The sequence below is a fragment of the Tuberibacillus calidus DSM 17572 genome, from assembly GCF_000430685.1.
GTDB classification, from domain to species: Bacteria; Bacillota; Bacilli; order Bacillales; family Sporolactobacillaceae; genus Tuberibacillus; species Tuberibacillus calidus.
On sequence record NZ_AUMM01000005.1, the window covers coordinates 80,368 to 105,996 of the forward strand.

Below are 25,629 nucleotides of genomic sequence, written 5' to 3' on the forward strand. Positions count from 1 at the left end.
AGAGTATAAGGAATGTGTTATGGAAGGTGTGGGGTGATAAAGGGAGGTTCTGCCATGGAGGCTTCTGCCAAGAGATGGTTATCGCTTTATCCCAAAGAAATTGCCCCGGTCAACGAATATGAAGACCGTCCGCTGTTTGACTACTTACGGGAGGCGGCGGCTCGGTTTCCAACGAAGATCGCGATTCACTTCTTAGGTAAAGAGTTAACCTTTAGCAAGCTGTATGATGACACGCTCCGACTCGCCGATCAACTGCAGAAGCTCGGCTTGAAGAAAGGCGACCGTGCAGCCATTATGCTGCCGAATAGCCCGCAATCCGTCATCGGATATTTTGCCGTTTTAATGACTGGTGGCGTCGTGGTCCAAACAAATCCTTTATATACCGAGCATGAATTGCATCATCAACTGAAAGACTCCGGAGCGAAAATGATCATTTGCCTTGATGCTCTTTATCCAAGGGTGAAAAAAGCTGGTCTGAATACCGACCTGGAAACCATCATCGTAACCGGTGTGCAAGATTATTTGCCCTTTCCGAAGAATGTCCTATACCCCATTGCTTCCAAAACCAAACTACCGAAAAAAAGAGATATCAGAAATGAAAAAAACGTTTATCTTTTGACAGATTTGATTCAGAATGGGTCGAAAGCGTTTAAACCTGCAACCATCAACGCGAGGGAAGATCTAGCCCTTCTGCAATATACGGGAGGGACAACCGGAGTCGCCAAGGGCGTCATGTTAACGCATCGGAACCTTAGCGCCAACACGAAACAATCCTGTATGTGGATGTATCGCCAAAAATATGGTGAAGAAGTTGTCCTTGGGGTGCTGCCGTTTTTTCATGTGTATGGTATGACGATTGTCATGAATCTCGCCATCATGTATGCCGCCAAGATGGTCATCTTGCCGCGATTTCATGTTGAAGAAGTCTTAAAGACAATCGAAAAACAAAGACCGACGCTATTTCCAGGCGCTCCGACCATGTACATTGCTCTCATCAACCATCCGAACATCAGCCAATATGATTTATCATCGATTGAAACATGTATCAGTGGTTCGGCGCCGTTGCCCGTTGAGGTTCAGCAGACGTTCGAGCGTCTTACTGGGGGTAAACTTGTTGAAGGTTACGGATTATCGGAATCTTCGCCGGTGACCCATTGTAATTTAATCTGGGGAGAACGGGTTTCGGGGAGCATCGGCATTCCTTATCCGGACACCGATTGCAAGATTGTCTCCGAAACGGGAGAAGAATGCCCGGTAAATGAAGTCGGAGAGCTCGTCGTCAGAGGACCGCAAGTCATGAAAGGGTACTGGAATCGCCCGGAAGAAACCGAGAAAGTCCTAAAAGACGGTTGGCTCTACACTGGGGATATGGCCTATATGGACGAAAAAGGCTATTTCTATATCGTTGACCGTAAAAAGGATGTCATCATCGCAAGCGGCTACAATATTTATCCGCGCGAAGTGGAAGAAGTGCTCTATGAGCATCCCGATGTACAAGAAGCGGCTGTAATCGGCGTTCCGGATGATTATCGGGGAGAGACGGTGAAAGCGTTTATTGTACCGAAACAAGGACGAGTTTTAGACGAAAAAGCGCTGGATGCGCACTGTAGGAAAATGCTCGCTCCGTATAAAGTGCCAAAAAGCTATGAGTTTCGCAGTGAGCTGCCTAAATCGGCCATAGGGAAGGTGCTGAAACGCGTTTTAATCGCGGAAGAAGATAAAAAGCGCCAAACGTCGTAAAAAGAGCGATCTCTCCCCGCTCTTTTTAGGCAGGAAAACTTGAGCGGATTTTCCTTAATTTATGATAGATATAAAAACGCTTAAACCGATTGACCGTTTTGAAGGTTCAGATTATAATAGGAATGAATGAACGGTCATTCATTTTTAAAAGGAGATCGACGACGGAGCATGTCCATGAAGGAAAGGCCGAAATATAAAAAGATTATTGATGCCGCCGTTGAAGTCATCGCGGAAAACGGCTTTCATCAAGCCCAAGTTTCTCGCATCGCCAAAAAGGCGGGGGTCGCGGATGGGACGATCTATCTTTATTTTAAAAATAAAGATGACCTCTTAATCTCCCTGTTTCGGGAGAAAATGGGTCATTTTATTGAAAAAATACAGCACGAAATTGCCTCTAAGGATTCAGTGACCGAAAAACTGCGGGCGATGGTAGCCATGCATTTCGGGCAATTGGCTGCCGATAAAAATTTAGCGGTCGTGACGCAGTTGGAACTTCGGCAAACGAACCGCAATTTGCGCTTGAAAGTCAATGAAGCGCTCAAGGGGTATTTGGTCGTCATCGATAGTATTATAGAACAAGGAAAACGCGAAGGGGTCTTTGGCGAGACGATTGACGTCCGCCTAGCCCGGCAAATGATTTTCGGCACCTTGGACGAAACGGTCACTAACTGGGTGATGAATGATCATAAGTATGATCTCAAAGCGTTAGCCCAACCCGTCACCGACCTCTTGATCGGCGGATTATCGACCCGTTCATAAAAGGGGGTTCCCCTTTTTTCTTTCATAGAAATGGAAGCGCTTTTATTAGATTAGGAGGTGTTGCGATGTCAACGGTTCGCCTGACGAAACAAGGGAGGATTGGGATTCTGACCCTTGCCCATCCGCCTGCCAATGCTTTATCGACCCGTGTCATCGAGGATTTATCTGCGCGTTTTAACGAAATCGAAACCGATCCATCCATTAAAGTGGTCGTGATTCACGGGGAGGGTCGCTTTTTCTCGGCAGGCGCTGATATTAAGGAATTTACCGAAGTGAAAGATGGGGCAGCTTTCGCCAGCCTCTCTGAGAAAGGGCAGCGTTTATTTTCTCGGATCGAGGAATTCCATAAGCCGGTCATCGCTGCCATTCACGGTGCAGCGCTTGGCGGCGGGCTCGAACTCGCGATGGGCTGCCATATCCGAATTGCCGAAACCGGAACAAAGCTCGGGCTTCCGGAATTGCAACTCGGTCTTATTCCTGGTTTTGCCGGCACGCAGAGATTACCAAAACTCGTTGGTTTTCCAAAAGCCACTGAAATGATGCTCACGAGCGAGCCAATTTCCGCCGAAGACGCCGTTCGATACGGTTTAGTCAACTGTGTAGCTGAATCCGGTAAGGGATTGGATGAAGCTTTGGCGCTTGCCGAGAAAATCGCCGAAAAAAGCGCTGTTTCGGTCCGCCATTTAATGAGCTGCTTAAACGAAGCGAGACGCGGGGACTTTGAACAAGGCATGAAAAAAGAAAGAACGTCTTTTGGTGAAGTCTTTACTTCCCATGACGGCCAAGAAGGGATCCGCGCCTTTATTGAAAAACGGAAACCACAGTTTATTGATGAATAAGTTGACTACTTTCAGCCGGTGCCTCACATTTGTGAGTCCGATAGAATCCATTCGAATAAGGAGGGGCTTTCAACCATGAACATCTATGTCTTGATGAAAAGGACGTTTGATACCGAAGAAAAAATAGTCATCGAAAACGGTCGCGTCTCCGATGACGGTGTCAATTTTATCATTAACCCTTACGATGAATTCGCCATTGAAGAGGCGATTAAATTAAAAGACGCTCACGGCGGGGAAGTCACCGTCGTGACGGTGGGCAGTGAGGATGCCGAAAAAGAGCTGCGCACGGCTCTAGCCATGGGGTGCGATAAGGCTGTGTTAATCAGCACGGAAGATGTGGAAGATACCGACCAATGGTCAACGGCAGAAATTTTAGCCGCTTATTTTAAAGATAAATCTTTTGACATTATCCTCGGCGGAAACGTTTCGAACGATAACGGCACCGGTCAAATTGGCCCGCGTCTTGCAGAAAAATTGGGCATCCCCCATGTTTCCACGATTGTCAAACTAGAGATAAATGGCAATCAGGCGACCATTGAACGGGATGCTGAGGGAGATACGGAAATCATCGAAGCGTCGCTGCCGCTCCTTGTAACCGCTCAACAAGGTTTAAATGAACCGCGTTACCCATCACTTCCAGGCATTATGAAGGCGAAGAAAAAACCACTGGAAGTTTTGGAACTCGATGATTTAGACCTTGATGAAGACGATGTCGAAGCTAAGACCGAAACGGTTGAAGTCTTCCTGCCGCCGAAGAAACAAGCCGGCCGGATCCTTGAAGGCGATGCCGACAGTCAAGCGAAAGAATTGGTGCGGTTATTGAAATCGGAAGCCAAAGTAATCTGACGGGAGGAATCAGAAATGCCAAGAAAAACGTTAGTCCTTGCAGAATCTCGTGACGGTCAACTCCGCCATGTTTCATTCGAAGCGATTGCCGCTGCTAAGAAAATTGCTGACGGCGGCGAAGTCGTCGGGCTTCTCGTCGGCGCCGAAATCGGTGCGGAAGCCAAGGTGTTAGGCCATTATGGCGCGGATCGCGTCATCGTCGTCCAAAACGAGGCGTTAAAATACTATACACCAGATGGATATAAACAAGCCGTTAAGCACGTCATTGATCTCGAGGAACCCGATGCGATTGTCATGGGTCACACGTCAATTGGCAAAGATTTAGCCGCAGGTCTAGCCGCCCGTCTGGATTCGGCTTTAATTTCTGACGTCACCAGCATTGAAGAAAACGGCGGTGATCCGCTCTTCATTCGTCCGATCTATTCAGGAAAAGCATTTGAAAAGAAACGGGTTAAAGACGGATTAATCTTTGTCACCGTCCGTCCAAATAACATCGATGCGCTAGAAAAAGATGAATCCCGTGATGTTGATGTCGCTCATGTTGACGTTGCGATTAAAGACTTACGCACCATCGTCAAAGAAATTGTTAAGAAAACGACTTCCGGTGTCGATTTAACGGAAGCAAAAGTCGTCGTCTCCGGTGGCCGCGGTGTGAAAAGCGCTGAAGGATTTAAACCGTTATATGAATTGGCAGAAGTTCTCGGCGGTGCCGTCGGTGCTTCCCGAGGGGCTTGTGATGCAGGTTATTGCGATTATTCGCTGCAAATTGGGCAAACCGGTAAGGTTGTTACCCCTGACCTTTACATTGCCTGTGGCATTTCCGGGGCTATTCAGCATCTGGCCGGTATGTCGAATTCAAAAGTCATCGTCGCCATTAACAAAGACCCCGAAGCGAATATCTTCAACGTGGCCGATTATGGCATCGTCGGTGATATTTTTGAGGTTGTGCCGCTTTTGACAAAATACTTCAAGGAAGTGCTTCAAGAGGCTTAAATGACTAGGAAGTGGGCGAAGTCCCGCTTCCTTTTTTTCATACTACTTAGAAAGAAGAGCATTTTTCCAGGTCGATTTAAGCCACTTGGGCTTTTGCTTCGCGTTACTCTACGAAGGGTCTTCCTGTGAAGATGGCTGCATCATCTTTTTTGAATGACAGACAGGAGAACGGGCAGACTAACAAGCGATTGGGGATAGATTTAGGCATATTTTTTGGCGGCCAGACGCTTGCGTGATATACTGCAGAAAAGGAAGCTAACGTTCTATGCTTCTCTAAGTTAATACATAAAAAAAAGGAGGCTTTCTCATGGCAATTACACATGTGACGGATCAAACGTTTGCCGATGTAACGAAGAGCGGCTTGGTTCTCGTTGACTTTTGGGCGCCTTGGTGCGGTCCATGCAAAATGATCGCTCCGGTGCTTGAGGAAATAGATGGTGAAATGGGCGACAAAGTGAAAATCGCAAAACTCAACACCGATGAAAACCAAGCAACGGCCAGCCAATTCGGCGTCATGAGCATTCCAACGCTTTTGCTTTTTAAAGACGGCGAATTGGTCGATAAAACCGTCGGCTATCAGCCAAAAGAAGCTCTCGTCGGTTTCATCAACAAACACCTCTAAAGCGGCAATGCTAAACGCATTGAAAGGGAAAAGAAGGGTCACACAGATCCTTCTTTTTTTCATTTCCGCTGTGATAAAATATAAAATGTCATTTTATCATTTTATTGGGGAAAAAGGCGATCGCGATGAATACTTTAAAAGAAAAATTAGCGATTCTTCCCGACCAACCGGGATGTTACCTAATGAAAAACGACCGCGGAGCGATTATCTACGTCGGCAAAGCGAAAAATTTAAAAAATCGCGTCCGCTCATATTTCAGCGGCAGTCATGACGCAAAAACGCAGCGGCTTGTTGCCGATATCGCCGATTTCGAATACATTGTGACTTCTTCAGACATTGAAGCCTTGCTGCTCGAGATGAATTTAATTAAGAAGCATGAACCGAAATATAATGTCATGCTGAAGGATGATAAAAGCTATCCGTATATAAAAATCACGAATGAGCGGCATCCGAGACTCATCATTACGCGAAAGGTGAAGAAAGGTTCCGGCAAATATTTTGGACCATACCCAAACGTCAGCGCTGCCCAAGAAACGAAAAAGTTGCTTGACCGCCTGTATCCTTTGCGAAAATGCAGCGGGTCAGAGACACGGCCGTGTTTTTATTACCATATCGGGCAGTGCATCGGACCGTGTGCGCGCGAAGTGACAGAGGCGATGTATGCGGAAAGGATCGAGCGGATCGTTAAATTTTTGAACGGCGGATATAAAGAGATTAAAAAAGAGTTGGAAAAACAGATGGCTGAAGCAGCGGAAGCGTTGAATTTTGAAAAGGCGAAAACACTCCGCGACCAAATCCGATCGATTGAAACCGTGATGGAGAAGCAGAAGGTGATGTTTACCGACACGGTCGACCGCGATGTGTTCAATTTTGCCTATGACAAAGGCTGGATGTGCGTCCAAGTCTTTTTTATGCGCCAAGGCAAGTTAATTGAAAGAGATGTGTCCATTTTTCCGTTTTATCGGGATCCCGAGGACGATTTTCTGACGTTTATTGGGCAATTTTATCAAGCCAATCATTTAAAGCCAAAGGAAATTTTAATCCCGCGAGCGATTGACAAGGAACTGGTTGCCAAGCTATTAGAAATCGATGTGGTCCAACCGATGCGCGGGCGGAAAAAAGCGTTAGTGGATTTGGCAGGGAAAAATGCGAAAATCGCCCTTGAGGAAAAGTTTACCTTAATCGAACGGGATGAAGAGCGGACGATCAAAGCCGTTGAAAGGTTAGGGCTTGCTCTAAATATTCCAACACCGCGGGTCATTGAAGCCTTTGACAATTCGAATATCCAAGGCGTGCATCCTGTCTCAGCCATGGTCGTATTTGAAGATGGGAAGCCGAATAAAAAAGCTTACCGCAAATATCGCATTAAGACGGTGGAAGGTGCCGATGACGTCTCCACCATGAAGGAAGTCGTGCGCCGGCGATATAGCCGTCTTTTAAAAGAAGATTTGCCGCTTCCGGATCTCATATTAATTGACGGAGGCAAAGGCCAGATGCATGCGGCTATGGATGTTTTGGAAAATGAATTAGGACTTTCGATTCCCGTTTGTGGGATGGTAAAAGATAACAAACACCGGACATCTCAATTGGTCACCGGCGATCCCGCCGAAATCGTCCCGCTTTCGCGCAACAGTCAGGAATTTTACCTGTTGCAGCGGATTCAAGACGAAGTCCACCGGTTTGCCATCAGCTTTCACCGACAAGTCAGGGACAAAACCATGGCAAGATCGATCCTTGATGATATTGAGGGTGTCGGGCCGAAGCGAAAACGCCTATTGTTAAGAAATTTCGGGTCAGTGAAAAAGATTGCAGAAGCCTCTGTTGAAGATCTTATTAATGCCGGAATACCTATCAAAGTTGCCGAAGATATTCTACAAAAACTAAATAAGAACGACGACAATTAATTCTTTATTGGGTATAACTTTTGACTTGGCAGTAGTGAAATGGTATTTTGAGATTGCCAAAAAAGTAGATTTTAACTCTGCTAGGGGTGCCGGGCGATCGTCCGGCTGAGACGGATAACTCCGAACCCTTTTAACTTGATCCGGATCATACCGGCGTATGGAAGCGGAGGTTGGTGATAACATTTTATCTCATGTTATTTTTCAAACCTTCCGCTCGCTTGCCGGAAGTTTTTTTATGCCTTTTTGGGAAAGTTAAATACATAGGTCCGAGCAAAGTTACTCTATTTATATGGCAAATCAATTCACAAGTCGAGGTGTTTTCATTGAAAGGTTCTTTTAAGTTACTCGCTTGGACGGGGATCTTTTGCCTCATTTTTGCTCTTGGCGCGTGCGGGAGTGCAAACAACAAGTCGTCTGCGTCCGCTTGGGATAAAATCAAAGAAAAAGGCGTTCTAAATGTCGGAACTTCAGGAACACTATATGGCAGTTCCTTTCATGCGGAAGGCTCAAATAAATTAACAGGGTACGATGTAGAAGTCGTGCGGGAAATCGCCAAACGGCTCGGTTTGAAAGTTAAGTTCAAGGAAATGGGCATCGATGCCATGTTGCCGGCTCTCCAAAGCGGAAAAATTGATCTTGCCGCCAACGATATAGAGCCTACTAAAGAAAGGGAGAAAAAATTCGCTTTTTCCGACCCGTATAAGTATTCTTACGGCGTTGCCATCGTGCGTAAAAAAGACCACTCCGGAATAGAGAAATTGGAAGATCTGAAAGGAAAACGCGCCGGTGGGGAAGCATCAACGGTGTACAGCCAGATTGCCAAAAAGTTTGGAGCGGAAATCGTCACTTACGGCAACGCAACGAATGATGTGTATCTTAAGGATGTTGCCCTCGGCCGGACGGATGTGATTTTGAATGATTATTATCTATGCAAAATGGGATTGTCCGCCTTTCCGAATCTGCCATTGGAAATACATCCGAATATAAGATATAACTTAGGACACAGCGCCATCGCCATGGACAAAGATAATACCGAATTGCAAAAGCAGGTCAACAAGGTTCTGGGCGAAATGAAAAAAGACGGCACGCTTGCCAAACTCGGCAAACAGTTTTATGGTGCTGATGTCTCGAAAAAACCAAATCTAAAAATCAGAGAAGTTAAATTGGATTAATGGATGCAAGGTAACGGTTTTCGAACCGTTGCCTCTATTTTTGACATAAATTGTAAAGTTGGAAAGGGAGGGATCATGTGACTTGGGGTGACTTGTTTGATCCGCAGCTTGCGATTGATTCGCTGCCTTACATTCTTCAGGGCATCTGGTATACTTTATTGATTTCTATTCTAAGCATGATTTTCGGATTGGCTTTAAGCGTCATCCTTGCCGTCATGCGCAGCTCTCATTCTATTCTTTTAAAGTGGCCGGCTCGTTTTTATATTTCTTTTATGCGAGGCATGCCGATGATCGTTTTTCTCTTTTTGCTCTATTTCGGGCTTCCAGTGATAGGGGTGGAGTGGAAGGCGCTGACCGCCGCGATCGTCGGTTTCAGTTTAAACAGCGCCGCCTATATGGCGGAGATTAACCGGGCAGCCATCGCTTCGGTTCCTAAAGAACAATGGGATGCGGCGATGGTGTTTGGAGCGTCCTACCGTCAAGCGTTAACGGCGATCGTTATTCCGCAGGCATTTCGGATCGCCATCCCTTCCCTTGGAAACGTTTTTCTCGATTTAATTAAATCGTCGTCACTCGCGGCGGTAATCAGCGTTCCGGAGATGTTTCATATGAGTCAGATCGTTGCCGGAAGGGCTTATGACACTTTAACGATGTACACCCTAGTGGCGATCATTTATTGGCTCATTTGCCTTGCTGCATCGGCATTACAAAATTTACTGGAAAAGCGGTTTCCAATCATAAGTTAAAAGGTAATATGTACCGCCTTGCAATTTCATAAATGATTGAAGTTATGTATCAACTTTGATATAATTGCAACTAATTTAATAAAGATTTGTGATAGAGGTGCGATGGCCAAGAGTAAGCCCCGTGAGATGCCCGGACATCAACGATCGAGGTGGAAAGGGGTCATTGCCGAAGCGGTGCATGGCCGGTGACATGGCCGCTGGATCCGTAGCTGAAGAAGTGCGGGTCTGTCACACTTTTAAAGTGTGGAGCGCTATCCATCATCGAAAAAACGGAATTTTTATGACGGTGAGGGTGGCTCATCGTCTTTTTCGTTTTTCACAAGATTTGTATGACTTGAATCGGGGATAGGAGTGGTGGACATGGGACTTATTGTCATGAAATTCGGCGGTACATCGGTAGGATCGATTGAAAGAATTCGCCGAGTGGCCGGTCGGATCATGGAAAGAAAACGATCTGGGGATCAAGTGATTGCCGTTGTGTCAGCAATGGGGAAAACGACCGATGAACTCGTTCGCCTGGCCAATGAAGCGGTTCGCCGGCCGAACAAACGCGAATTAGATATGTTGCTTTCAACCGGCGAACAGCAAACGTGTGCACTTTTAACGATGATTTTAGAAGATATGGGTGCTGCAGCATTATCATTGACGGGTTGGCAAGCGGGGATCACGACGGAAAGCGTCTTTGGCAATGCCCGTATTAAAGAAATCCAAACGGAGCGGCTTCAGAAAGCCCTCCATCAAGGAAAGATTGTCGTCGTTGCGGGGTTTCAGGGCATTACGGAAAACGATGAAATAACCACTCTCGGTCGCGGTGGCTCCGACACGACCGCTGTAGCACTTGCAGCGGCGGTTCAGGCTGATTTATGCGAAATCTATACCGATGTCGATGGGGTATATACGACAGACCCGCGTTATGTTAAAGCCGCGCGGAAGCTAGATGAAATCAGTTATGATGAAATGCTGGAAATGGCCTATCTAGGCGCTGGTGTCCTCCACCCTCGAGCCGTGGAAAATGCTAAGAAATATAAGGTGCCACTCGTTGTCCGTTCCAGCTTCAATGATACTGAAGGCACGGTGATTAAGGAGGAAGCGCAAATGGAAAATCAAATGAGCGTTAGGGGTTTGGCCTTTGAACGCAATGTTGTTAAAGTAACTTTACACGGGCTGCCTAATAAAATGACGACTCTATCCGATGTCTTTAAAAAATTAGCGGATGCTCGGATTAACATCGATATCATCATTCAAAATATCAGTGAGAATGGGTTATCGCTATCCTTTACCATCGCTGTCAATGATTTGGATGATACCATCGATGTATTGGAAAAAGAAAAGGCGGCCATTGGATATCAATATTTAGAGACGGAGGCTGGTCTGGCAAAAGTCTCCATCGTCGGTTCGGGGATGGCCTCCAATCCTGGGGTTGCTGCGACGTGTTTTTCGGCTTTATCGGATCAAGGGATTTTAATCAAAATGGTGAGCACATCGGAGATTAAGGTGTCCACAGTCATTGCAGGGGAAAATTTGGAGAAGGCGCTTCAAGTCCTGCATGAAACCTTCCAACTTGACATGACGGTCCGCGTTGGATAACGACGAAAAACGCGATGGATGGGTAAAAAGGTTGACCTAAGGAAGGTTGGCCAGATGCAGGCAGGCGGTTTTTGCAAGCAAAGCTCTATCTGACATCTGTTTAGCCGGGATCCTTCAAAGGTCAACCTTTTTTAAGGTGTGATGCCTCAATAAGTCACGGTTTCAACGGGATCTTTTGTGTCCCATTTAATAAGAAAGAGGACCTTTTTATTATTACGGCTGTTTTTAATTTCAGTATAAGCCTCCGCGCAATAACCCTTAATGTTTTGTAAGGCTTCGGCGAGGAATCCTGATTCCAAAGTAAATGCGGCATCTGGATCGTCGATAAGACGTGCTGAAACGAGTTCCGAACTTAATTCCAGTTGCATTTTACCGCGTGATTCCTCAACAACTTCCAACTTACCCCACCCTGCTTTATCGAAAAAGGCGATGCAATCATCGATCGTATTAAATGGATAAAGCCGGGCTAATTTTCGTCCTGACCAATATAAAATTGGCTCCAGATCATCGCCCAATAACTCCGGTAAGAGGACGGATCTGAGGAGTTCAATTCCGAATGAGGAAACTTCAAGTCCGCTGTAATGTTCGATTTGGGGCAATGCTCTTTTCATGGCTCCCACTCCTTCTGACATTTATATTATAACGATTAATAGCCGATTTCACTACAAGTTTTTGGCTTTACCTATGTATCCTTGATTCCTTGACGGGGTAAAATGATGGGAGTACAATGGTCTTGTCACAAAATGAACACTTTTCGACGTTCGGAGAAACTGTGGATCTCAGTTGTAGGCACAGGTATTGATAAAAACCCTATTTAAAGCGCTGTCGAGTATGGGTTTCCTAATGTTAGGTGGATACATACGTCAAATCGACTCAGATCAACAGTCTTTTCGTGCGTCACGGATGGTTCATGCCAATACCGCCTGGCCCCGTGTGGTATCGAAAATGAGCTCAACCAACAACCGGTAAAAACAAGTCGTCGAAGGGGGAAATCGAATGGCCAGCAGGGATTATGTCAATCGCAGACTTCATTCATTCCTTGGCTTATTTCCAATCGGTCTGTTCTTGATCGTGCACTTGACCGTCAACTACTATGCAACTCAAGGCCCAAATGCGTTTAATACGGCCGCCAACGTTATGGAACATCTTCCGTTCGTTCGTTTTTTGGAAATCGTTCTAATTTATTTGCCGCTTTTATTCCATGCGATTTACGGCATCTATATCGCTTTCCAAGCCAAATATAATGTGAATCATTATGGCTATTTCCGCAACTGGATGTTCCTTCTTCAGCGTTTTACGGGCTTATACCTGGTCATTTTTTTGGCATGGCATATTTGGGAAACCCACATTGCCTACCTTTTGCATTTAAAGGAACTCGATTTTAACATGATGGCAGATATCCTCGATAACCCAGGAATGCTGATCTTCTATATTGTTGGGGTCATTGCGGCAGTCTTTCATTTTTCAAACGGCTTATGGGCATTCTTGGTTCACTGGGGAATCATTGTCACGCCGCGTGCCCAAAGAGTGACGACTTATTTTACAGTAGTTGTCTTCATTCTGCTCGCTTACGTAGGCGTTCGGGCCGTTTTTGCATTTGTTTGATGATATAGCTTATGTAGGGAGTGTGGCAAATGAGTAATGAGAAAATTATCGTCGTCGGCGGCGGACTAGCTGGTTTAATGTCGGCGATTAAAGCGGCTGAGGCCGGTGTACACGTGGATCTTTTTTCTTTAGTTCCGGTAAAGCGTTCACACTCGGTATGTGCCCAAGGTGGGATTAACGGGGCTGTTAATACAAAGGGCGAAGGCGATTCGCCATGGATTCATTTTGATGACACGATTTATGGCGGTGATTTCCTCGCCAACCAACCACAAGTCAAAGCGATGTGTGAAGCAGCACCTTCCATTATTAACTTGATGGACCGGATGGGTGTCATGTTTAACCGGACTCCGGAAGGTTTGCTCGATTTCCGTCGTTTCGGCGGCACGAAACATCATAGAACGGCTTATGCCGGTGCGACAACTGGTCAACAGTTGCTTTATGCTTTGGATGAACAAGTCAGACGTTGGGAAGTCAACGGCCTCATCACAAAATATGAGTATTGGGAATTTTTGTCCGCTGTCATCGATGATGAAGAAGTTTGCCGTGGCATCGTTGCGCAAAATCTTCACTCTATGGAAATTAAAACTTTTGCTGCGGATGCCGTTATTTTGGCGACCGGCGGGCTTGGCATTATTTTCGGTAAGTCGACCAACTCAATGATTAATACCGGTTCTGCCGCATCCGCTGTTTATCAACAAGGCGTCTATTATGCCAACGGGGAATTTATCCAAATCCACCCCACTGCGATCCCTGGCGATGACAAATTGCGCTTGATGAGTGAATCCGCCCGTGGGGAAGGTGGCCGCATCTGGACATATAAAGACGGTAAACCTTGGTATTTCCTCGAAGAAAAATATCCGGCATACGGCAACCTTGTTCCTCGCGATATCGCCACGCGGGAAATCTTTGATGTGTGCGTGAACCAAAAACTGGGTATAAACGGCGAAAACATGGTTTACTTAGACCTTTCGCACAAAGATCCGCATGAATTAGATGTCAAACTTGGCGGGATCATTGAGATTTATGAAAAATTCGTCGGTGAAGACCCACATAAAGTACCGATGAAAGTGTTCCCGGCTGTCCACTATTCCATGGGCGGCATGTGGGTTGACATTAACCAAATGACGAATATTAAAGGCTTGTTTGCTTGCGGGGAAGCCGATTATCAATATCATGGGGCGAACCGCTTAGGGGCAAACTCCCTGCTGTCTGCGATTTACGGCGGCATGGTCACAGGGCCTAACGCTGTGGAATATATTCGCGGTTTGGATAAGCATGCTGAAGACCTTTCCAGCCGTCTTTTCGAACAAAATCGCATCCGCGAGCAAGAAAAGTTCGACAACATCATGGCGATGGATGGAACGGAAAACGCTTACGTGCTTCATAAGGAACTCGGTGAATGGATGACCGATAACGTCACCATTGTTCGTTACAACAAAAACCTCTTGAAGACCGATGAAAAAATTCAAGAGCTTATGGAACGTTGGAAAAACATTAACATCAATGACACTTCCAAATGGTCCAACAGCGGTGCTTCCTTTACCCGTCAGCTTTGGAACATGTTGCAGCTCGCCCGCGTCATTACGCTCGGCGCTTATAACCGTAATGAAAGCCGTGGGGCGCACTATAAACCGGAGTTTCCGGAACGTAATGACGAAGAATGGCTCAAAACAACCAAGGCGAAATTTAATCCGGACAAAAACGGTCCTGATTTTGAATACGAGGAAGTTGATACATCCTTAATTAAACCGCGTAAACGCGACTATACAACCGAACATTAATTTAAGGGGGTTAAGACTAATGGCTGAAAGGAAAACGGTGCGTTTGATCATTTTGAGGCAAGACGGTCCCAAAGCAACCCCTTACGAAGAAACGTTTGAGGTGCCTTATCGCCCGAATATGAATGTGATTTCGGCATTAATGGAAATCCGTCGCAACCCAGTCAATGTCAAGGGTGAGAAAACCTCTCCACCTCAATGGGAAATGAACTGCCTGGAAGAGGTTTGCGGCGCCTGCTCCATGGTGATAAACGGAAAACCGCGCCAAGCCTGCAGCGCACTGATTGATAAATTGGAACAACCGATTCGTCTGGAACCGATGCGCACATTTCCGGTTATCCGCGATCTGGCCGTCGATAGAAGCCGGATGTTTGATACATTAAAACGGATTAAAGCTTGGATCCCCATTGATGGGACGTACGATTTGGGTAGCGGTCCAAGAATGCCTGAAAACAAACGGCAATGGGCTTATGAATTATCGAAATGCATGACATGCGGCGTTTGCCTTGAAGCTTGCCCGAACGTGAACAGCAAAACCTCATTTATGGGTCCGTTCGCTTTCGGTCAAGTGGAGTTAAAAAATGCTCACCCAACAGGAGAAATGAACAAATCCGAACGTTTACAAGCGTTTATGGGTGAAGGCGGTTTACAAGGTTGTGGCAACTCACAAAACTGCGTGCAAGCATGTCCGAAAGGCATCCCGCTGACGACTTCCATCGCAGCGATCAACCGTCAAGCTGTCGTCGAATCCTTAAAAAGCTTTTTTGGACATCGTTAATCATCCCCGGCTTTTTGTACGGGCAACCATAAACATGAGTGGCTTTCGTTCATTATTTTGAGAACGAAAGCCCTTTTTTCGCTTTATGAAGGAGAAAATGTTCGATCGCTGGCATTTTGATTGTGGAAAAATGATGGGGATCACTTAACTTGAGTCTCCCATTTTTAACAAACCGAACCACCGACAAGTTGAGACTTGGCTTTAGGAAATCAGGCGATTTCAATTAAGAAAAATGCTCAAAAAGTGTGCGATAGAGCGGTTTCTGCCATGTCACAAGTTTTTCGGCCGATACATATAATATGTTGACTAAATACCTTCCTCACAGCTCTATTGCTCGAGCAAGGAGGGGGAATTGTTGAAAGATAACTACCATCGTCCCAAGCCTTTACTGACCAAAAGAGAACGAGAGGTTTTCGAACTGCTCGTTCAGGACAAAACAACAAAAGAGATTGCACAAGAGCTGTTTATTAGTGAAAAGACAGTTCGAAACCATATTTCCAACACCATGCAGAAGCTGGGTGTGAAAGGTCGCTCTCAAGCGGTCGTTGAATTGTTGCGGCTCGGGGAACTCGAGCTTTAGGGAGGGTCCGGCTTTCTCTCATCGGGAAGCCGGATCCACTATTTTCTTTGTGCTGATTTTCAACTTTTCGCAAAAGTCTGTGCGATAAAAACCGTTTCGGCCTATACATAATTTATGGTATGATGAAAGAAAATCAGGAATGATGGAAAGAGCTTTTCCTTGGTTGTGCGAATCGGGAGGAAAAATAGATGGATTCGAGTACAGTGCAAACAAATGTTTATGCACTTATAGAAAAACAACTCCGTTTTGTGGCATCAGTCATAAAAGAAACCGGACGTCAGCTTCTGAAAGAAGTTGGCATCACACCACCGCAATTTGTTGCTTTACAGTGGATTTCTGAAGAAGAAGGGATTACAATAGGGGAGTTGTCATCCCGCGTTTATATGCCGTTTAGCACAACGACGGATATGATTGACCGATTGGAAGAACGGGAACTTGTGAAACGCATGAAGGATGAGAACGATAAAAGGCTTGTCCGCATTTATTTGCAGCCAAAAGGCGCCGGGCTGATCCGCGATGTCATTCGCAAACGTCAAGCCTTTTTAGAGGAGAAACTTGGAAAATACCCTGAAGAAGTCATCAGTGGTTTCCAAGCTGGTCTCCAAAAAATCTATGACGAAATAAAAAAGGACTTCTAAGAAAATGGGGCGATGTTTTGAACAGACCGATTGGCGTCATTGATTCAGGAGTGGGCGGACTGACAGTAGCTAGAGAAATCATCCGCCAGCTTCCGCACGAACGTTTGCTTTACTTGGGTGATACGGCACGTTGCCCATACGGCCCAAGAAAGCCGGAAGAAGTCCGGCAATTTACATGGGAATTGACGAATAGACTTTTAGAACAGGATATTAAAATGCTTGTCATCGCCTGCAACACGGCCACGGCGATGGTCTATGAAGAAATCAAACAAACACTTCCCATACCGGTCATCGGTGTTATACAACCGGGCGCCCGGGCGGCGGTGAAAGCAAGCCGCAATGGACGGATCGGTGTCATCGGTACGGTCGGGACGATACAAAGCGGGGCGTATGTGCGTGCCTTAAAACGGATAAATCAGAATCTAGAAATCCAAGCCCTCGCCTGCCCTGACTTTGTTCCTCTAGTTGAGAGTGGGGAATGGGCTGGCCCACGGGCATATGACATTGTCAGCCGCTCACTGTCACCTTTAAAAGAGACAAATATCGACACGTTAATTTTGGGTTGTACGCATTATCCCATTTTAAAACCTGTCATACAAGAAGTGCTGGGCCAAGAGATAGCCCTGATCGATTCCGGAGAAGAAACCGCTCGAGAGATCAGTACCATCTTGGCGGAAATCGGGATGCTCGGAACAGAAGAACATCCGGAACATCGCTTTTATACGACAGGTTCTGAGCGCGTTCTAAAACTCGTAATCGCACAATGGATGAAAATCAAACCGCGCGTGCAATCCGTGACCGTCTAAGATAAGCCGTCCTAAAAGTTCCTTCGAGGACTTTTGGGACGGCTTTTTAATTTCGAAAAATGGAAGGAATAACTTTCAGATGGCGTGCTATGATCCTTGCAAGCGAGGTGTAAAAGTTCAACCTGCTTTTATAAGAGCAGAGTATCCGTTACAAAAAAATAAATGATGGGCAACAAGACGCCCGGACATTTTTATGCAGAGGTTTGGATTGGTTGGTCTAAATTATATGGAGGCTCGTATACATATTAGTACAAACCATCAGAGGAGGGAAAAACATGGGAAAACGGCTGGCGTCGACATTTTCCATTTTCGCGATTGCCGCCATGATTCCGCTTGTCGGTTGCGGAGTCGAGAAGCAGTCGGGATCCAATATTAATCCGCCTCCAAGCCACCAAAAGGCTGTCCAAAAGGATAAGGATCAAGCGAAAACGGCCGCGACCCAATCCACCGATCAAAAAAAGGCAAAAACAGTGAATCGTGAGCTTTACCTGATTGACCAAAACGGGCATGTCACGCCGCAAACTTTTGCATTGCCGAATACGCCCTCCCCGGCGACGGATGTCTTAAAATATCTCGTCAAGGACGGGCCTGTAGAAGAGCTTTTACCGGACGGTTTTCAAGCTGTCCTCCCAGCTGGAACAACATTTACCGTTAATTTAGCAGATGGTGTGGCAACCGTTGACTTCTCAAAGGAATTTGCCAATTATAAGGCCAGTCAAGAAGAACAAATCATGGAGGCCATCACTTGGACATTAACGCAATTCGATACGATCGATCACGTCAAACTCAGCTTGAACGGCAAAATGCTAAACCAAATGCCGGTAGCTAAAACGCCAATCGCACCGGACGGATTATCCCGGAAGGACGGCATTAATGTCACCCTTGGCAATGTTGTTGATCTGAGGGCAAGTGACTCAGTCACCATTTATTATTTATCGCAAAACGATAGCGGCGATACGTATTATGTCCCTGTTACCCGACGGATCGACGCTACTAAGGATATGCTAAGCGCAAAAGTTGATGCGCTAATTCATCCGCCTGTTAGCGATGCTTCCCTTGAGTCGCCTTTTAATACCGATGCCGCATTAGTCGATGAACCCGTTGTGAAAGATGGCATCGTGACACTGAATTTCAATGAACAATTATTTAATGATCCAAAGAAAAGAGTTGTAAGTGACAAAGCCGTTAATTGTTTAGCCTTATCACTGATCGGCACCGACGGCATCAAAAAAGTAGCGGTTGAAGTGAAAGGAAAGGCAGAAATGACGCTTGACAACGGCAAGGCCTTAACTGAACCTGTAACCAAACCAATTGTCAATCAAGTTGGGATTTAGGTTCGAAACGTCTTGACCGAAATCTCGAAGACCAATGGTATGGATCCGTGCTAAAAGTTAAACCATTGGAAGTAAACATCCCCCATAGCGCCATCCTAAGAAGTGGCAAGGTTTTAGGATGTTCTCCCACGGCGAGCACCGTTTCACGGTCGATGCTTTCGCAAGGAAGTGGGGGTTTCTTGCTTTGGGATGATAAGGGAAGTGACAAGCGAAGCCGATATAAATATGTTATAGTTAAAAGAGGTAGCTGAGGCTACCTCTTTTAAATTGGTCAGTCAGGGCTTCCGGTTTAAAAATAGACCTGGCGGGAGAATATGGTCCTATTAGGGAGGATGGGTATGAGACAAGACGGAAGAAAACATGACGAATTAAGACCTGTACATATTGAACCAAATTTTACGATACACCCTGAGGGGTCAGTATTGATTTCAGTCGGCCAAACAAAGGTAATCTGCACGGCAACGATAGAAGATCGTGTGCCCCCGTTTATGCGCGGTCAAGGGAAAGGCTGGATTACCGCCGAATACGCCATGCTCCCAAGGGCAACCCCCCAAAGAAACACGCGTGAGTCAAGTAAAGGCCGTGTTTCCGGACGAACAATGGAAATCCAACGCCTCATTGGGCGGGCGCTCCGGTCTGTCGTCGATTTAAATGCGATCGGCGAACGGACGATTTGGATCGACTGCGATGTCATTCAAGCCGATGGCGGGACGCGAACCGCCTCCATCACGGGTGCATTTGTGGCTATGGTTTTAGCTTTTAAAAAAGCCGTTGAAGATCGCCTTGTGGATACGATGCCTGTGAAAACATTTCTTGCGGCCACTTCGGTTGGCATTCATCCCGACCATGGCGCCATATTAGACTTGAATTATGAAGAAGACTCAACGGCCGAAGTCGACATGAATATTGTCATGACCGGTAGAGGTGACTTCGTTGAACTGCAGGGGACAGGGGAGGAAGCCACTTTCTCTGAGGCTCAGTTGGCTGAACTTCTCGCTTTGGGAAAAAAGGGCATTTCGGAGTTAATTGATTATCAGAAAAAAATTATCGGCGCATTTACGCTTCCTGATTCTCGGGAGGATTAACCATGAAAAAAGTGTTGATTGCCTCAAAAAACGAAGGAAAAATTAAAGAATTTCGCAAGATGCTTGCCCCTTATGGCACAGAAGTTCTGTCATTGAATGATCTGCCAGATGCTCCCAATGTTGAGGAGACTGGTGCAACGTTTCAAGAAAATGCGCGGCTTAAAGCGGAAACCATTGCCGAGCGTTACCAGTGTCTTGCGATTGCGGATGATTCAGGATTGGCGATCGATGCCTTAGGTGGACGGCCGGGCATTTATTCCGCCCGATATGCCGGTGAGGAGAAAGACGATCGAAAAAACATTGAAAAAGTGCTCAAGGAGTTAGAGGATGTGCCCATGAATGAGCGAAGCGCGCGCTTTGTCTGTGTGCTTGCTGTCAGTCGCCCCGGTTCCGAAACCGTATTTGCGGAAGGAGAATGCCGCGGTCTCATTACAACCGCGCCAAGGGGTGAAGGGGGCTTTGGTTATGATCCCATTTTTTATATCCCGGAAATGAATAAAACCTTTGCGGAGTTAACTTCAGATGAAAAAAACGCGATCAGTCATCGGGCTCGTGCTTTAAAAAAATTAGAAAAGTTACTGCCTGAACTGCTAGGTTAGTTGACAGCCGGCGGGTATTCCCGCCGGTTTACCCAATGACAGCGATAAAAAGGATGATCGTTAGTGCAAGAGGAAAATTTGTCTTTAGGCCTTCCCTATATGACAAGTTGACATACGTTCGACACCATTTCAAATTTCATATTGACAACGGCACTAATATCAGTTATATTAAACATTGTCGTTAGACATGCGGGTGTAGTTTAATGGTAAAACAAGAGCTTCCCAAGCTCTAGTCGTGGGTTCGATTCCCATCACCCGCTCCATAATATGCGTTGTCTTTTTTTATTTTGAAGGTAAATTCCATTCGCCGCATGCGTTGGGTTTAATACGAGAAGTAACTGGTGTTAAGTTACGGCAACGGCGGTTCGTCCAAACGCACGATGAACTTTTCAAACAACGTCCATGTCCCAGTAGCTCAGCAGGATAGAGCAACGGCCTTCTAAGCCGTCGGTCGGGGGTTCGAATCCCTCCTGGGACGCCATTCTATTAATTTCTTGAAAAAGCGAAAACAACCAATCACGCTCGAAACCGTTGAACGAAACAGGTTTGCGAGCGTTTTTCTGTTTTTTTGTTTAAACTAAAAGTTTAGATGTTCGGTCAACGTATTTTTTTCATAAGAACTGACACATGTCACATGAAAAATAAAAGGGAAAATTGTCTTTAAGCGGTGAAACTGTTACACTGGAGAACGAGAAAGGTTTTTGAAATGGGGGCCTAATGTGAGCGATCAACGGCCAAATGAAAAGGACGGAATGATCATACCCTTTCCGCGCTTAGCCGAGTTATTATCAGAAAAAGCCATTCTTGCGCTTCAATCGAAACAATACCAACAAGCGTTTCAATTGTTCAAACAGTTGGCAGAATTTGACCGTGATAACCCACAAGCCGCATATGGTCTTGCGGTTTGTAGTGTTGAGCTCGGACGCCTCGACCGAGCTGAATCTCTGACGAAAGAGATGCTCGAACGGGGTGTTGGTGACTATTTTGATGTTTTGAAGCTTCATTTAACTGTTTTAATCTATCAGAAGAAATATCAAGCCGTTTGTGATATGGTCGAGATGGTTTTGGAAGAAAGCAAGTTTCTGCCTGAAGAACGGCGAAATCTCAAGCATTTAGGGGAATTTGCCAAACGAAGAATGAATGAAATCCCGCTACCTTCACATGATGAACGGGATAATCACGGGCAGGCTGATCTTTCGGAAGCCTTGTCTAACAAAAATAGAGACCAGCAGTGGCGGGCTTTTCATCAGGCGCGTCGTCTAAAGGATGAGGAAGTTCTGCCTCTTTATACAAGTTTCTTTGCCAATCCTAACGGAGACCCGTTATTGAAGAGCATGATGCTCGGAGACTTAAAGGAACGAGGTATTCAGAAGACGGTCGAAGTTGAGAAATTCGGTCAGATCGTTAAAGTTCATTTAGGTGAACCTTTATTTTATGAAGGGTTGTCTGAGCAAGTGCTTAAAAAAATCCGTGATGTCCTAGGGTCTGAAAGCCCATCACTCCTTGATCAAGCGAGTGAACTTTGGGGACATTTTATTTTAACGATGTATCCCCTACCATTGGTCGCTGATGAAGCGACCACTTGGGCGGCCGCATGCTATACCCTTGTTCACCGTATGAATGGAGAAACCGTGACGGACGCTCGATTGCATCAGGCTTTCGGGCTTACCCTATCAGAGGTTCAGCCAGCCCTGTCGCAATTGGAAGCGGTTGAGGCGCCTCAGTCATCATCTTGAGGGATGGTTTGGTGCACGATGGATAGAAAATATCGTTTTTTTTGTGCAGCCAATTTTGCATTCACGTTGTTTATGTTATAATGTAGTGGTTGCATAGTCCTGTATTGATAAGATGGCGGTATGATCCATACGCTTTTCTTATAAAAAATTTTCTATAAGAGAAGCGCCGTGAAAAAATGACCTTTCATTTGAATGGCGCCTCTCTCTTATAAGTATGAAGATCGTTGTTGGAGGTAAGACTAAATGGATGTAAAAGCACATTGGGAGAAAAAAGAGGGAAATCAAGGTGTCTTAACTTTTGAAGTAGACGCCGAGAGCTTCAATAAAGCGCTTGACCAAGCGTTCAAGAAAGTTGTTAAAAAAGTGAACCTACCGGGGTTCCGCAAAGGCAAAGTGCCTCGCCCGATTTTTGAAAAGCGTTTTGGCGTGGAGGCGCTTTATCAAGATGCTGTCGACATTATTCTGCCGGAAGCTTATGCTAAAGCGGTAGATGAAACCGGTATTTTTCCGGTCGATCAACCGACCATCGATATCGAAAAGATCGAAAAAGGTAGCGAAGTCATTTTTAAAGCTGAAGTCACCGTAAAACCAGAAGTTAAGCTCGGTGAATACAAAGGGCTTAAAATGGAGCAGCAAAACGTAGAAGTCACTGATGAGGATGTGAATGATCAACTCAATCGGCTTCGTGAACGCTATGCGGAACTCGCTGTAAAAGAAGACGGTGCTGTCGAGAACGGTGATACGGTCGTTATCGATTTCGAAGGCTTTATCGATGGAAAACCGTTTGATGGCGGTAAGGGAGAAAATTATTCGCTTGAAATCGGCTCCAACACCTTCATTCCGGGGTTTGAAGAACAACTGATCGGAATGAAAGCTGGGGAAGAAAAAGAAATCGAAGTGACATTCCCTGAATCGTATCATGCCGAAGAATTACAAGGTAAGCCAGCTACTTTCAAAGTGAAAGTGCACGAAGTGAAAGTAAAACAGTTACCGGAACTCGATGATGAATTCGCTAAAGATGTGGACGAAGAGGTTGAAACCTTAGACCAGCTGAAAGAAAAAATTAAAAATCAACTAAAAGAGCAAAGGGAAACGACAGCACTGAACAACAGACGCGATGCCGTTGTTGAACAAGCTGCGGAAAATGCCGAAGTGGACATTCCTCAAGCCATGATTGAACGAGAAATCGATCGCATGGTTGGGGAAGTAAGGCAGCAAATGGCTTCCCAAGGCTTAACGATGGATATGTATTATCAATTCTCTGGAACCGATGAAAAAGGGTTGAGAGAAGAATTGCGTGAATCTGCGGAAAAACGCGTCAAAGCAAATCTCACCCTCGAAGCGGTGGCAGATGCCGAAAACATCGAAGTCACGGATGAGGAAGTCGAAGAAGATATTAAGAAAACCGCAGAGAATTTTAAAATGCCCGTTGACCAAGTGAAACAATTGATTAACATGCAAGGCGGAACGAAAGCGATTAAAGAAGACCTTAGAATCCGCAAGGCCATTGATTTTCTTGTTGACCACGGGGTTGAAGTTCCTGCCGAAGAAATTAAAGAAGCGTAAATCAAGCATCAGGGAGCGGCTTTTAGCGGCTCCCATTCATTACCTTTATGCAGAATTTTTTGTCGAAATTTATTTCGTTCCCGGGTTTTGATTAAAATCAAAAAAAAGTGTATTTTATATACCATATACATATCCTTACGTTAAGGGAGGCCTCCCAAAAGGGCTGTTTTACATAAAAAGTTATCATTTCCCGCCGTGTATATTATTTGAACTGTTGCGCGATTATGGTTATTCTATAGTAAAGACATGACAGACCATCGCGCTGTCTTATGTCGCTGAATCATCGGTTGAAAAGGTTTAACGATCACGCTTTACAATGTAAAGTTTTTTCGCTCTTTTCTGCCCGTGCTTTCAAAGACAGAAATTAGGGGTGAAATAATGTTCAAATTTAATGACGAAAAAGGTCAATTGAAATGTTCCTTCTGCGGAAAAACGCAAGATCAAGTTCGGAAACTGGTTGCCGGACCAGGTGTATATATTTGTGATGAATGCATCGAGCTTTGTACCGAAATCGTAGAGGAAGAGCTTGGTGTCGATGAGGAAGTCGAATTTAAGGATGTGCCAAAACCACAAGAAATCTGTGACATCCTCGATGATTATGTGATCGGGCAAGATCGCGCGAAAAAAAGCCTTTCCGTTGCTGTTTATAACCACTATAAACGCATCAACGCCAAGCACAAGAATGATGATGTAGAAATTGCCAAGAGCAATATCGTCATGATTGGACCGACGGGAAGCGGGAAAACGTTGCTCGCGCAAACACTTGCTAGAATATTAAATGTCCCGTTTGCGATTGCTGATGCGACATCATTAACCGAAGCCGGTTATGTCGGTGAAGATGTGGAGAACATTTTGCTTAAACTGATCCAATCCGCCGATTACGATGTGGAAAAAGCCGAGAAAGGCATTATTTATATCGATGAAATCGACAAAATTGCTCGCAAATCCGAGAACCCCTCGATTACACGTGACGTTTCCGGTGAAGGGGTTCAGCAAGCCTTGCTGAAAATTCTTGAGGGAACGGTCGCCAGCGTCCCACCACAAGGCGGAAGAAAACACCCGCATCAAGAATTCATTCAAATCGACACGACGAATATCTTGTTTATCTGCGGCGGTGCCTTTGATGGCATTGAACAAATAATTAAACGCCGCCTTGGTAAGAAAGTGATCGGATTCGGCCAAGATGTAAGAAGCAAGAAAGAACTGGAAAAAGACGAGTACCTCAAACAAGTGCTCCCCGAAGACTTATTGAAATTCGGCTTGATTCCCGAGTTTATTGGCCGTTTACCCGTTGTGACAACATTGGATCAATTAGATGAAGATGCGCTTGTTGATATTTTGACAAAACCGAAAAATGCATTGGTCAAACAATATCAAAAGTTATTAGAGCTTGATGGTGTGGATCTCGAATTTACCGACGAAGCGCTCCGCGAGATCGCCAAACAAGCCATTGAACGAAAAACCGGCGCCCGCGGATTGCGTTCCATCATCGAGACGATTATGCTCGATGTCATGTTTGAACTACCTTCACGAGATGATGTGGAAAAATGCATCATCACGAAGGAAACCGTGACAGACAAAGTCGCACCGACACTGATTATGGATGACGGCACCGTGATCAAAAATAACGAAAAGCCGAAAGAAAGCGCCTGACCAATCTTTGCATAGTGAGTCATGACATGAGAGGTTGACTTAAGAGGGATGACCTGGGCATCAGGGATATTTGCCTCATGAGTCAACCTTTTTTATTCTGGTAAGAAAGTAAATATTTACAGGTAAGCATAAGTCAAACGAAGGCTCTTGCTGCGCTTAAAAAGGATAAAAGACCCGCGTTTTCTTTAAAAAAAGTTTTCCTACCTCGGATCATTCGCCTTTCTCTTTAGTGGGGGATTACCATTCATTCCCTAACCCCTCCT

At 45.5% G+C, this 25,629-nt stretch carries 23 protein-coding genes, 2 tRNA genes and 2 riboswitches; of the genes, 24 read left to right on the forward strand and 1 reads right to left on the reverse strand.

What is annotated here, in order from left to right; translation table 11 throughout:
* Positions 1-54 precede the first annotated feature (54 nt).
* From H532_RS0102280 to H532_RS0102340, 10 genes are all read left to right on the forward strand, one after another.
* Positions 55-1,740: a long-chain-fatty-acid--CoA ligase gene (locus H532_RS0102280; RefSeq protein ID WP_027724126.1), complete on the forward strand. Its 1,686-nt coding sequence runs from the start codon at positions 55-57 to the stop codon at positions 1,738-1,740.
* A 168-nt stretch (positions 1,741-1,908) separates the two neighbouring features.
* Positions 1,909-2,499, forward strand: coding sequence for a fatty acid metabolism transcriptional regulator FadR (locus H532_RS0102285; protein ID WP_425426220.1), 591 nt, complete (start codon positions 1,909-1,911; stop codon positions 2,497-2,499).
* A gap of 65 nt (positions 2,500-2,564) precedes the next feature.
* Complete coding sequence (locus H532_RS0102290; protein ID WP_027724128.1) at positions 2,565-3,338, forward strand: enoyl-CoA hydratase; 774 nt, start codon at positions 2,565-2,567, stop codon at positions 3,336-3,338.
* Positions 3,339-3,413: 75 nt separating this feature from the next.
* A complete protein-coding gene (locus H532_RS0102295; RefSeq protein WP_027724129.1) occupies positions 3,414-4,184 on the forward strand; it encodes an electron transfer flavoprotein subunit beta/FixA family protein in 771 nt (256 codons plus the stop codon).
* A 15-nt stretch (positions 4,185-4,199) separates the two neighbouring features.
* Positions 4,200-5,177: an electron transfer flavoprotein subunit alpha/FixB family protein gene (locus tag H532_RS0102300; RefSeq protein ID WP_027724130.1), complete on the forward strand. Its 978-nt coding sequence runs from the start codon at positions 4,200-4,202 to the stop codon at positions 5,175-5,177.
* Positions 5,178-5,484: 307 nt separating this feature from the next.
* Positions 5,485-5,799, forward strand: a complete 315-nt coding sequence (gene trxA, locus H532_RS0102315) for a thioredoxin (RefSeq protein ID WP_027724131.1) — start codon at positions 5,485-5,487, stop codon at positions 5,797-5,799.
* Between the two features lie 125 nt (positions 5,800-5,924).
* Positions 5,925-7,703: an excinuclease ABC subunit UvrC gene (uvrC, locus tag H532_RS0102320; protein WP_027724132.1), complete on the forward strand. Its 1,779-nt coding sequence runs from the start codon at positions 5,925-5,927 to the stop codon at positions 7,701-7,703.
* A gap of 72 nt (positions 7,704-7,775) precedes the next feature.
* Positions 7,776-7,882, forward strand: a riboswitch (TPP riboswitch).
* A 144-nt stretch (positions 7,883-8,026) separates the two neighbouring features.
* Positions 8,027-8,875, forward strand: coding sequence for a transporter substrate-binding domain-containing protein (locus tag H532_RS0102325; RefSeq protein WP_038111349.1), 849 nt, complete (start codon positions 8,027-8,029; stop codon positions 8,873-8,875).
* 77 nt (positions 8,876-8,952) lie between these two features.
* Positions 8,953-9,621 carry an amino acid ABC transporter permease gene (locus tag H532_RS0102330; protein ID WP_027724134.1) on the forward strand — a complete coding sequence of 223 codons (669 nt, stop codon included), beginning with the start codon at positions 8,953-8,955 and terminating at the stop codon, positions 9,619-9,621.
* A gap of 84 nt (positions 9,622-9,705) precedes the next feature.
* Positions 9,706-9,883, forward strand: a riboswitch (Lysine riboswitch).
* Positions 9,884-9,981: 98 nt separating this feature from the next.
* Positions 9,982-11,208, forward strand: a complete 1,227-nt coding sequence (locus tag H532_RS0102340; RefSeq protein WP_027724136.1) for an aspartate kinase — start codon at positions 9,982-9,984, stop codon at positions 11,206-11,208.
* 146 nt (positions 11,209-11,354) lie between these two features.
* Here H532_RS0102340 and H532_RS0102345 read toward each other — a convergent pair whose 3' ends face one another.
* The gene (locus H532_RS0102345) at positions 11,355-11,819 is read right to left on the reverse strand and encodes a YslB family protein (RefSeq protein ID WP_051263080.1); all 465 of its coding nucleotides are present in this window, start codon (positions 11,817-11,819) and stop codon (positions 11,355-11,357) included.
* 385 nt (positions 11,820-12,204) lie between these two features.
* On the opposite strand from H532_RS0102345, the gene H532_RS0102350 reads away from it, so the two are divergent.
* The 14 genes from H532_RS0102350 (at position 12,205) to clpX (ending at position 25,366) form a co-directional block, all read left to right on the forward strand.
* On the forward strand, positions 12,205-12,813 hold the full coding sequence (locus tag H532_RS0102350; RefSeq protein WP_027724138.1) for a succinate dehydrogenase cytochrome b558 subunit: 609 nt from the start codon (positions 12,205-12,207) through the stop codon (positions 12,811-12,813).
* Between the two features lie 29 nt (positions 12,814-12,842).
* A complete protein-coding gene (gene sdhA, locus H532_RS0102355; RefSeq protein ID WP_027724139.1) occupies positions 12,843-14,594 on the forward strand; it encodes a succinate dehydrogenase flavoprotein subunit in 1,752 nt (583 codons plus the stop codon).
* A 19-nt stretch (positions 14,595-14,613) separates the two neighbouring features.
* Positions 14,614-15,369: a succinate dehydrogenase iron-sulfur subunit gene (gene sdhB, locus H532_RS0102360; RefSeq protein WP_027724140.1), complete on the forward strand. Its 756-nt coding sequence runs from the start codon at positions 14,614-14,616 to the stop codon at positions 15,367-15,369.
* 355 nt (positions 15,370-15,724) lie between these two features.
* Positions 15,725-15,949, forward strand: coding sequence for a helix-turn-helix domain-containing protein (locus H532_RS0102365; protein ID WP_027724141.1), 225 nt, complete (start codon positions 15,725-15,727; stop codon positions 15,947-15,949).
* A 188-nt stretch (positions 15,950-16,137) separates the two neighbouring features.
* Positions 16,138-16,587 (forward strand): MarR family winged helix-turn-helix transcriptional regulator, encoded by a 450-nt coding sequence (locus H532_RS0102370; protein WP_027724142.1) that lies wholly within the window; start codon positions 16,138-16,140, stop codon positions 16,585-16,587.
* Between the two features lie 17 nt (positions 16,588-16,604).
* Entirely contained in the window at positions 16,605-17,393 is a 789-nt protein-coding gene (gene racE / locus H532_RS0102375) for a glutamate racemase (RefSeq protein WP_027724143.1), read from the forward strand.
* Positions 17,394-17,668: 275 nt separating this feature from the next.
* Positions 17,669-18,727 (forward strand): GerMN domain-containing protein, encoded by a 1,059-nt coding sequence (locus tag H532_RS0102380; protein ID WP_027724144.1) that lies wholly within the window; start codon positions 17,669-17,671, stop codon positions 18,725-18,727.
* 338 nt (positions 18,728-19,065) lie between these two features.
* Complete coding sequence (rph, locus tag H532_RS0102385) at positions 19,066-19,812, forward strand: ribonuclease PH (protein WP_027724145.1); 747 nt, start codon at positions 19,066-19,068, stop codon at positions 19,810-19,812.
* Positions 19,813-19,814: 2 nt separating this feature from the next.
* Entirely contained in the window at positions 19,815-20,411 is a 597-nt protein-coding gene (locus H532_RS0102390) for an XTP/dITP diphosphatase (protein WP_027724146.1), read from the forward strand.
* Between the two features lie 189 nt (positions 20,412-20,600).
* Positions 20,601-20,674: transfer RNA gene (locus H532_RS0102395), tRNA-Gly, on the forward strand.
* Between the two features lie 141 nt (positions 20,675-20,815).
* Positions 20,816-20,892, forward strand: a tRNA-Arg gene (locus H532_RS0102400).
* A 238-nt stretch (positions 20,893-21,130) separates the two neighbouring features.
* Complete coding sequence (locus H532_RS19385) at positions 21,131-22,147, forward strand: tetratricopeptide repeat protein (RefSeq protein WP_027724147.1); 1,017 nt, start codon at positions 21,131-21,133, stop codon at positions 22,145-22,147.
* A 243-nt stretch (positions 22,148-22,390) separates the two neighbouring features.
* Entirely contained in the window at positions 22,391-23,713 is a 1,323-nt protein-coding gene (gene tig / locus H532_RS0102410; protein WP_027724148.1) for a trigger factor, read from the forward strand.
* A 378-nt stretch (positions 23,714-24,091) separates the two neighbouring features.
* A complete protein-coding gene (gene clpX / locus H532_RS0102420; protein WP_027724149.1) occupies positions 24,092-25,366 on the forward strand; it encodes an ATP-dependent protease ATP-binding subunit ClpX in 1,275 nt (424 codons plus the stop codon).
* Positions 25,367-25,629 lie beyond the last annotated feature (263 nt).

Coding starts and splice junctions, on each gene's coding strand:
- H532_RS0102280 (WP_027724126.1), top strand. CDS start 55: ATGGAGGCTTCTGCCAAGAGATGGTTATCGCTTTATCCCAAAGAAATT.
- H532_RS0102285 (WP_425426220.1), top strand. CDS start 1,909: ATGTCCATGAAGGAAAGGCCGAAATATAAAAAGATTATTGATGCCGCC.
- H532_RS0102290 (WP_027724128.1), top strand. CDS start 2,565: ATGTCAACGGTTCGCCTGACGAAACAAGGGAGGATTGGGATTCTGACC.
- H532_RS0102295 (WP_027724129.1), top strand. CDS start 3,414: ATGAACATCTATGTCTTGATGAAAAGGACGTTTGATACCGAAGAAAAA.
- H532_RS0102300 (WP_027724130.1), top strand. CDS start 4,200: ATGCCAAGAAAAACGTTAGTCCTTGCAGAATCTCGTGACGGTCAACTC.
- trxA (WP_027724131.1), top strand. CDS start 5,485: ATGGCAATTACACATGTGACGGATCAAACGTTTGCCGATGTAACGAAG.
- uvrC (WP_027724132.1), top strand. CDS start 5,925: ATGAATACTTTAAAAGAAAAATTAGCGATTCTTCCCGACCAACCGGGA.
- H532_RS0102340 (WP_027724136.1), top strand. CDS start 9,982: ATGGGACTTATTGTCATGAAATTCGGCGGTACATCGGTAGGATCGATT.
- H532_RS0102345 (WP_051263080.1), bottom strand. CDS start 11,819: ATGAAAAGAGCATTGCCCCAAATCGAACATTACAGCGGACTTGAAGTT.
- H532_RS0102350 (WP_027724138.1), top strand. CDS start 12,205: ATGGCCAGCAGGGATTATGTCAATCGCAGACTTCATTCATTCCTTGGC.
- sdhA (WP_027724139.1), top strand. CDS start 12,843: ATGAGTAATGAGAAAATTATCGTCGTCGGCGGCGGACTAGCTGGTTTA.
- sdhB (WP_027724140.1), top strand. CDS start 14,614: ATGGCTGAAAGGAAAACGGTGCGTTTGATCATTTTGAGGCAAGACGGT.
- H532_RS0102370 (WP_027724142.1), top strand. CDS start 16,138: ATGGATTCGAGTACAGTGCAAACAAATGTTTATGCACTTATAGAAAAA.
- H532_RS0102380 (WP_027724144.1), top strand. CDS start 17,669: ATGGGAAAACGGCTGGCGTCGACATTTTCCATTTTCGCGATTGCCGCC.
- rph (WP_027724145.1), top strand. CDS start 19,066: ATGAGACAAGACGGAAGAAAACATGACGAATTAAGACCTGTACATATT.
- H532_RS0102390 (WP_027724146.1), top strand. CDS start 19,815: ATGAAAAAAGTGTTGATTGCCTCAAAAAACGAAGGAAAAATTAAAGAA.
- tig (WP_027724148.1), top strand. CDS start 22,391: ATGGATGTAAAAGCACATTGGGAGAAAAAAGAGGGAAATCAAGGTGTC.
- clpX (WP_027724149.1), top strand. CDS start 24,092: ATGTTCAAATTTAATGACGAAAAAGGTCAATTGAAATGTTCCTTCTGC.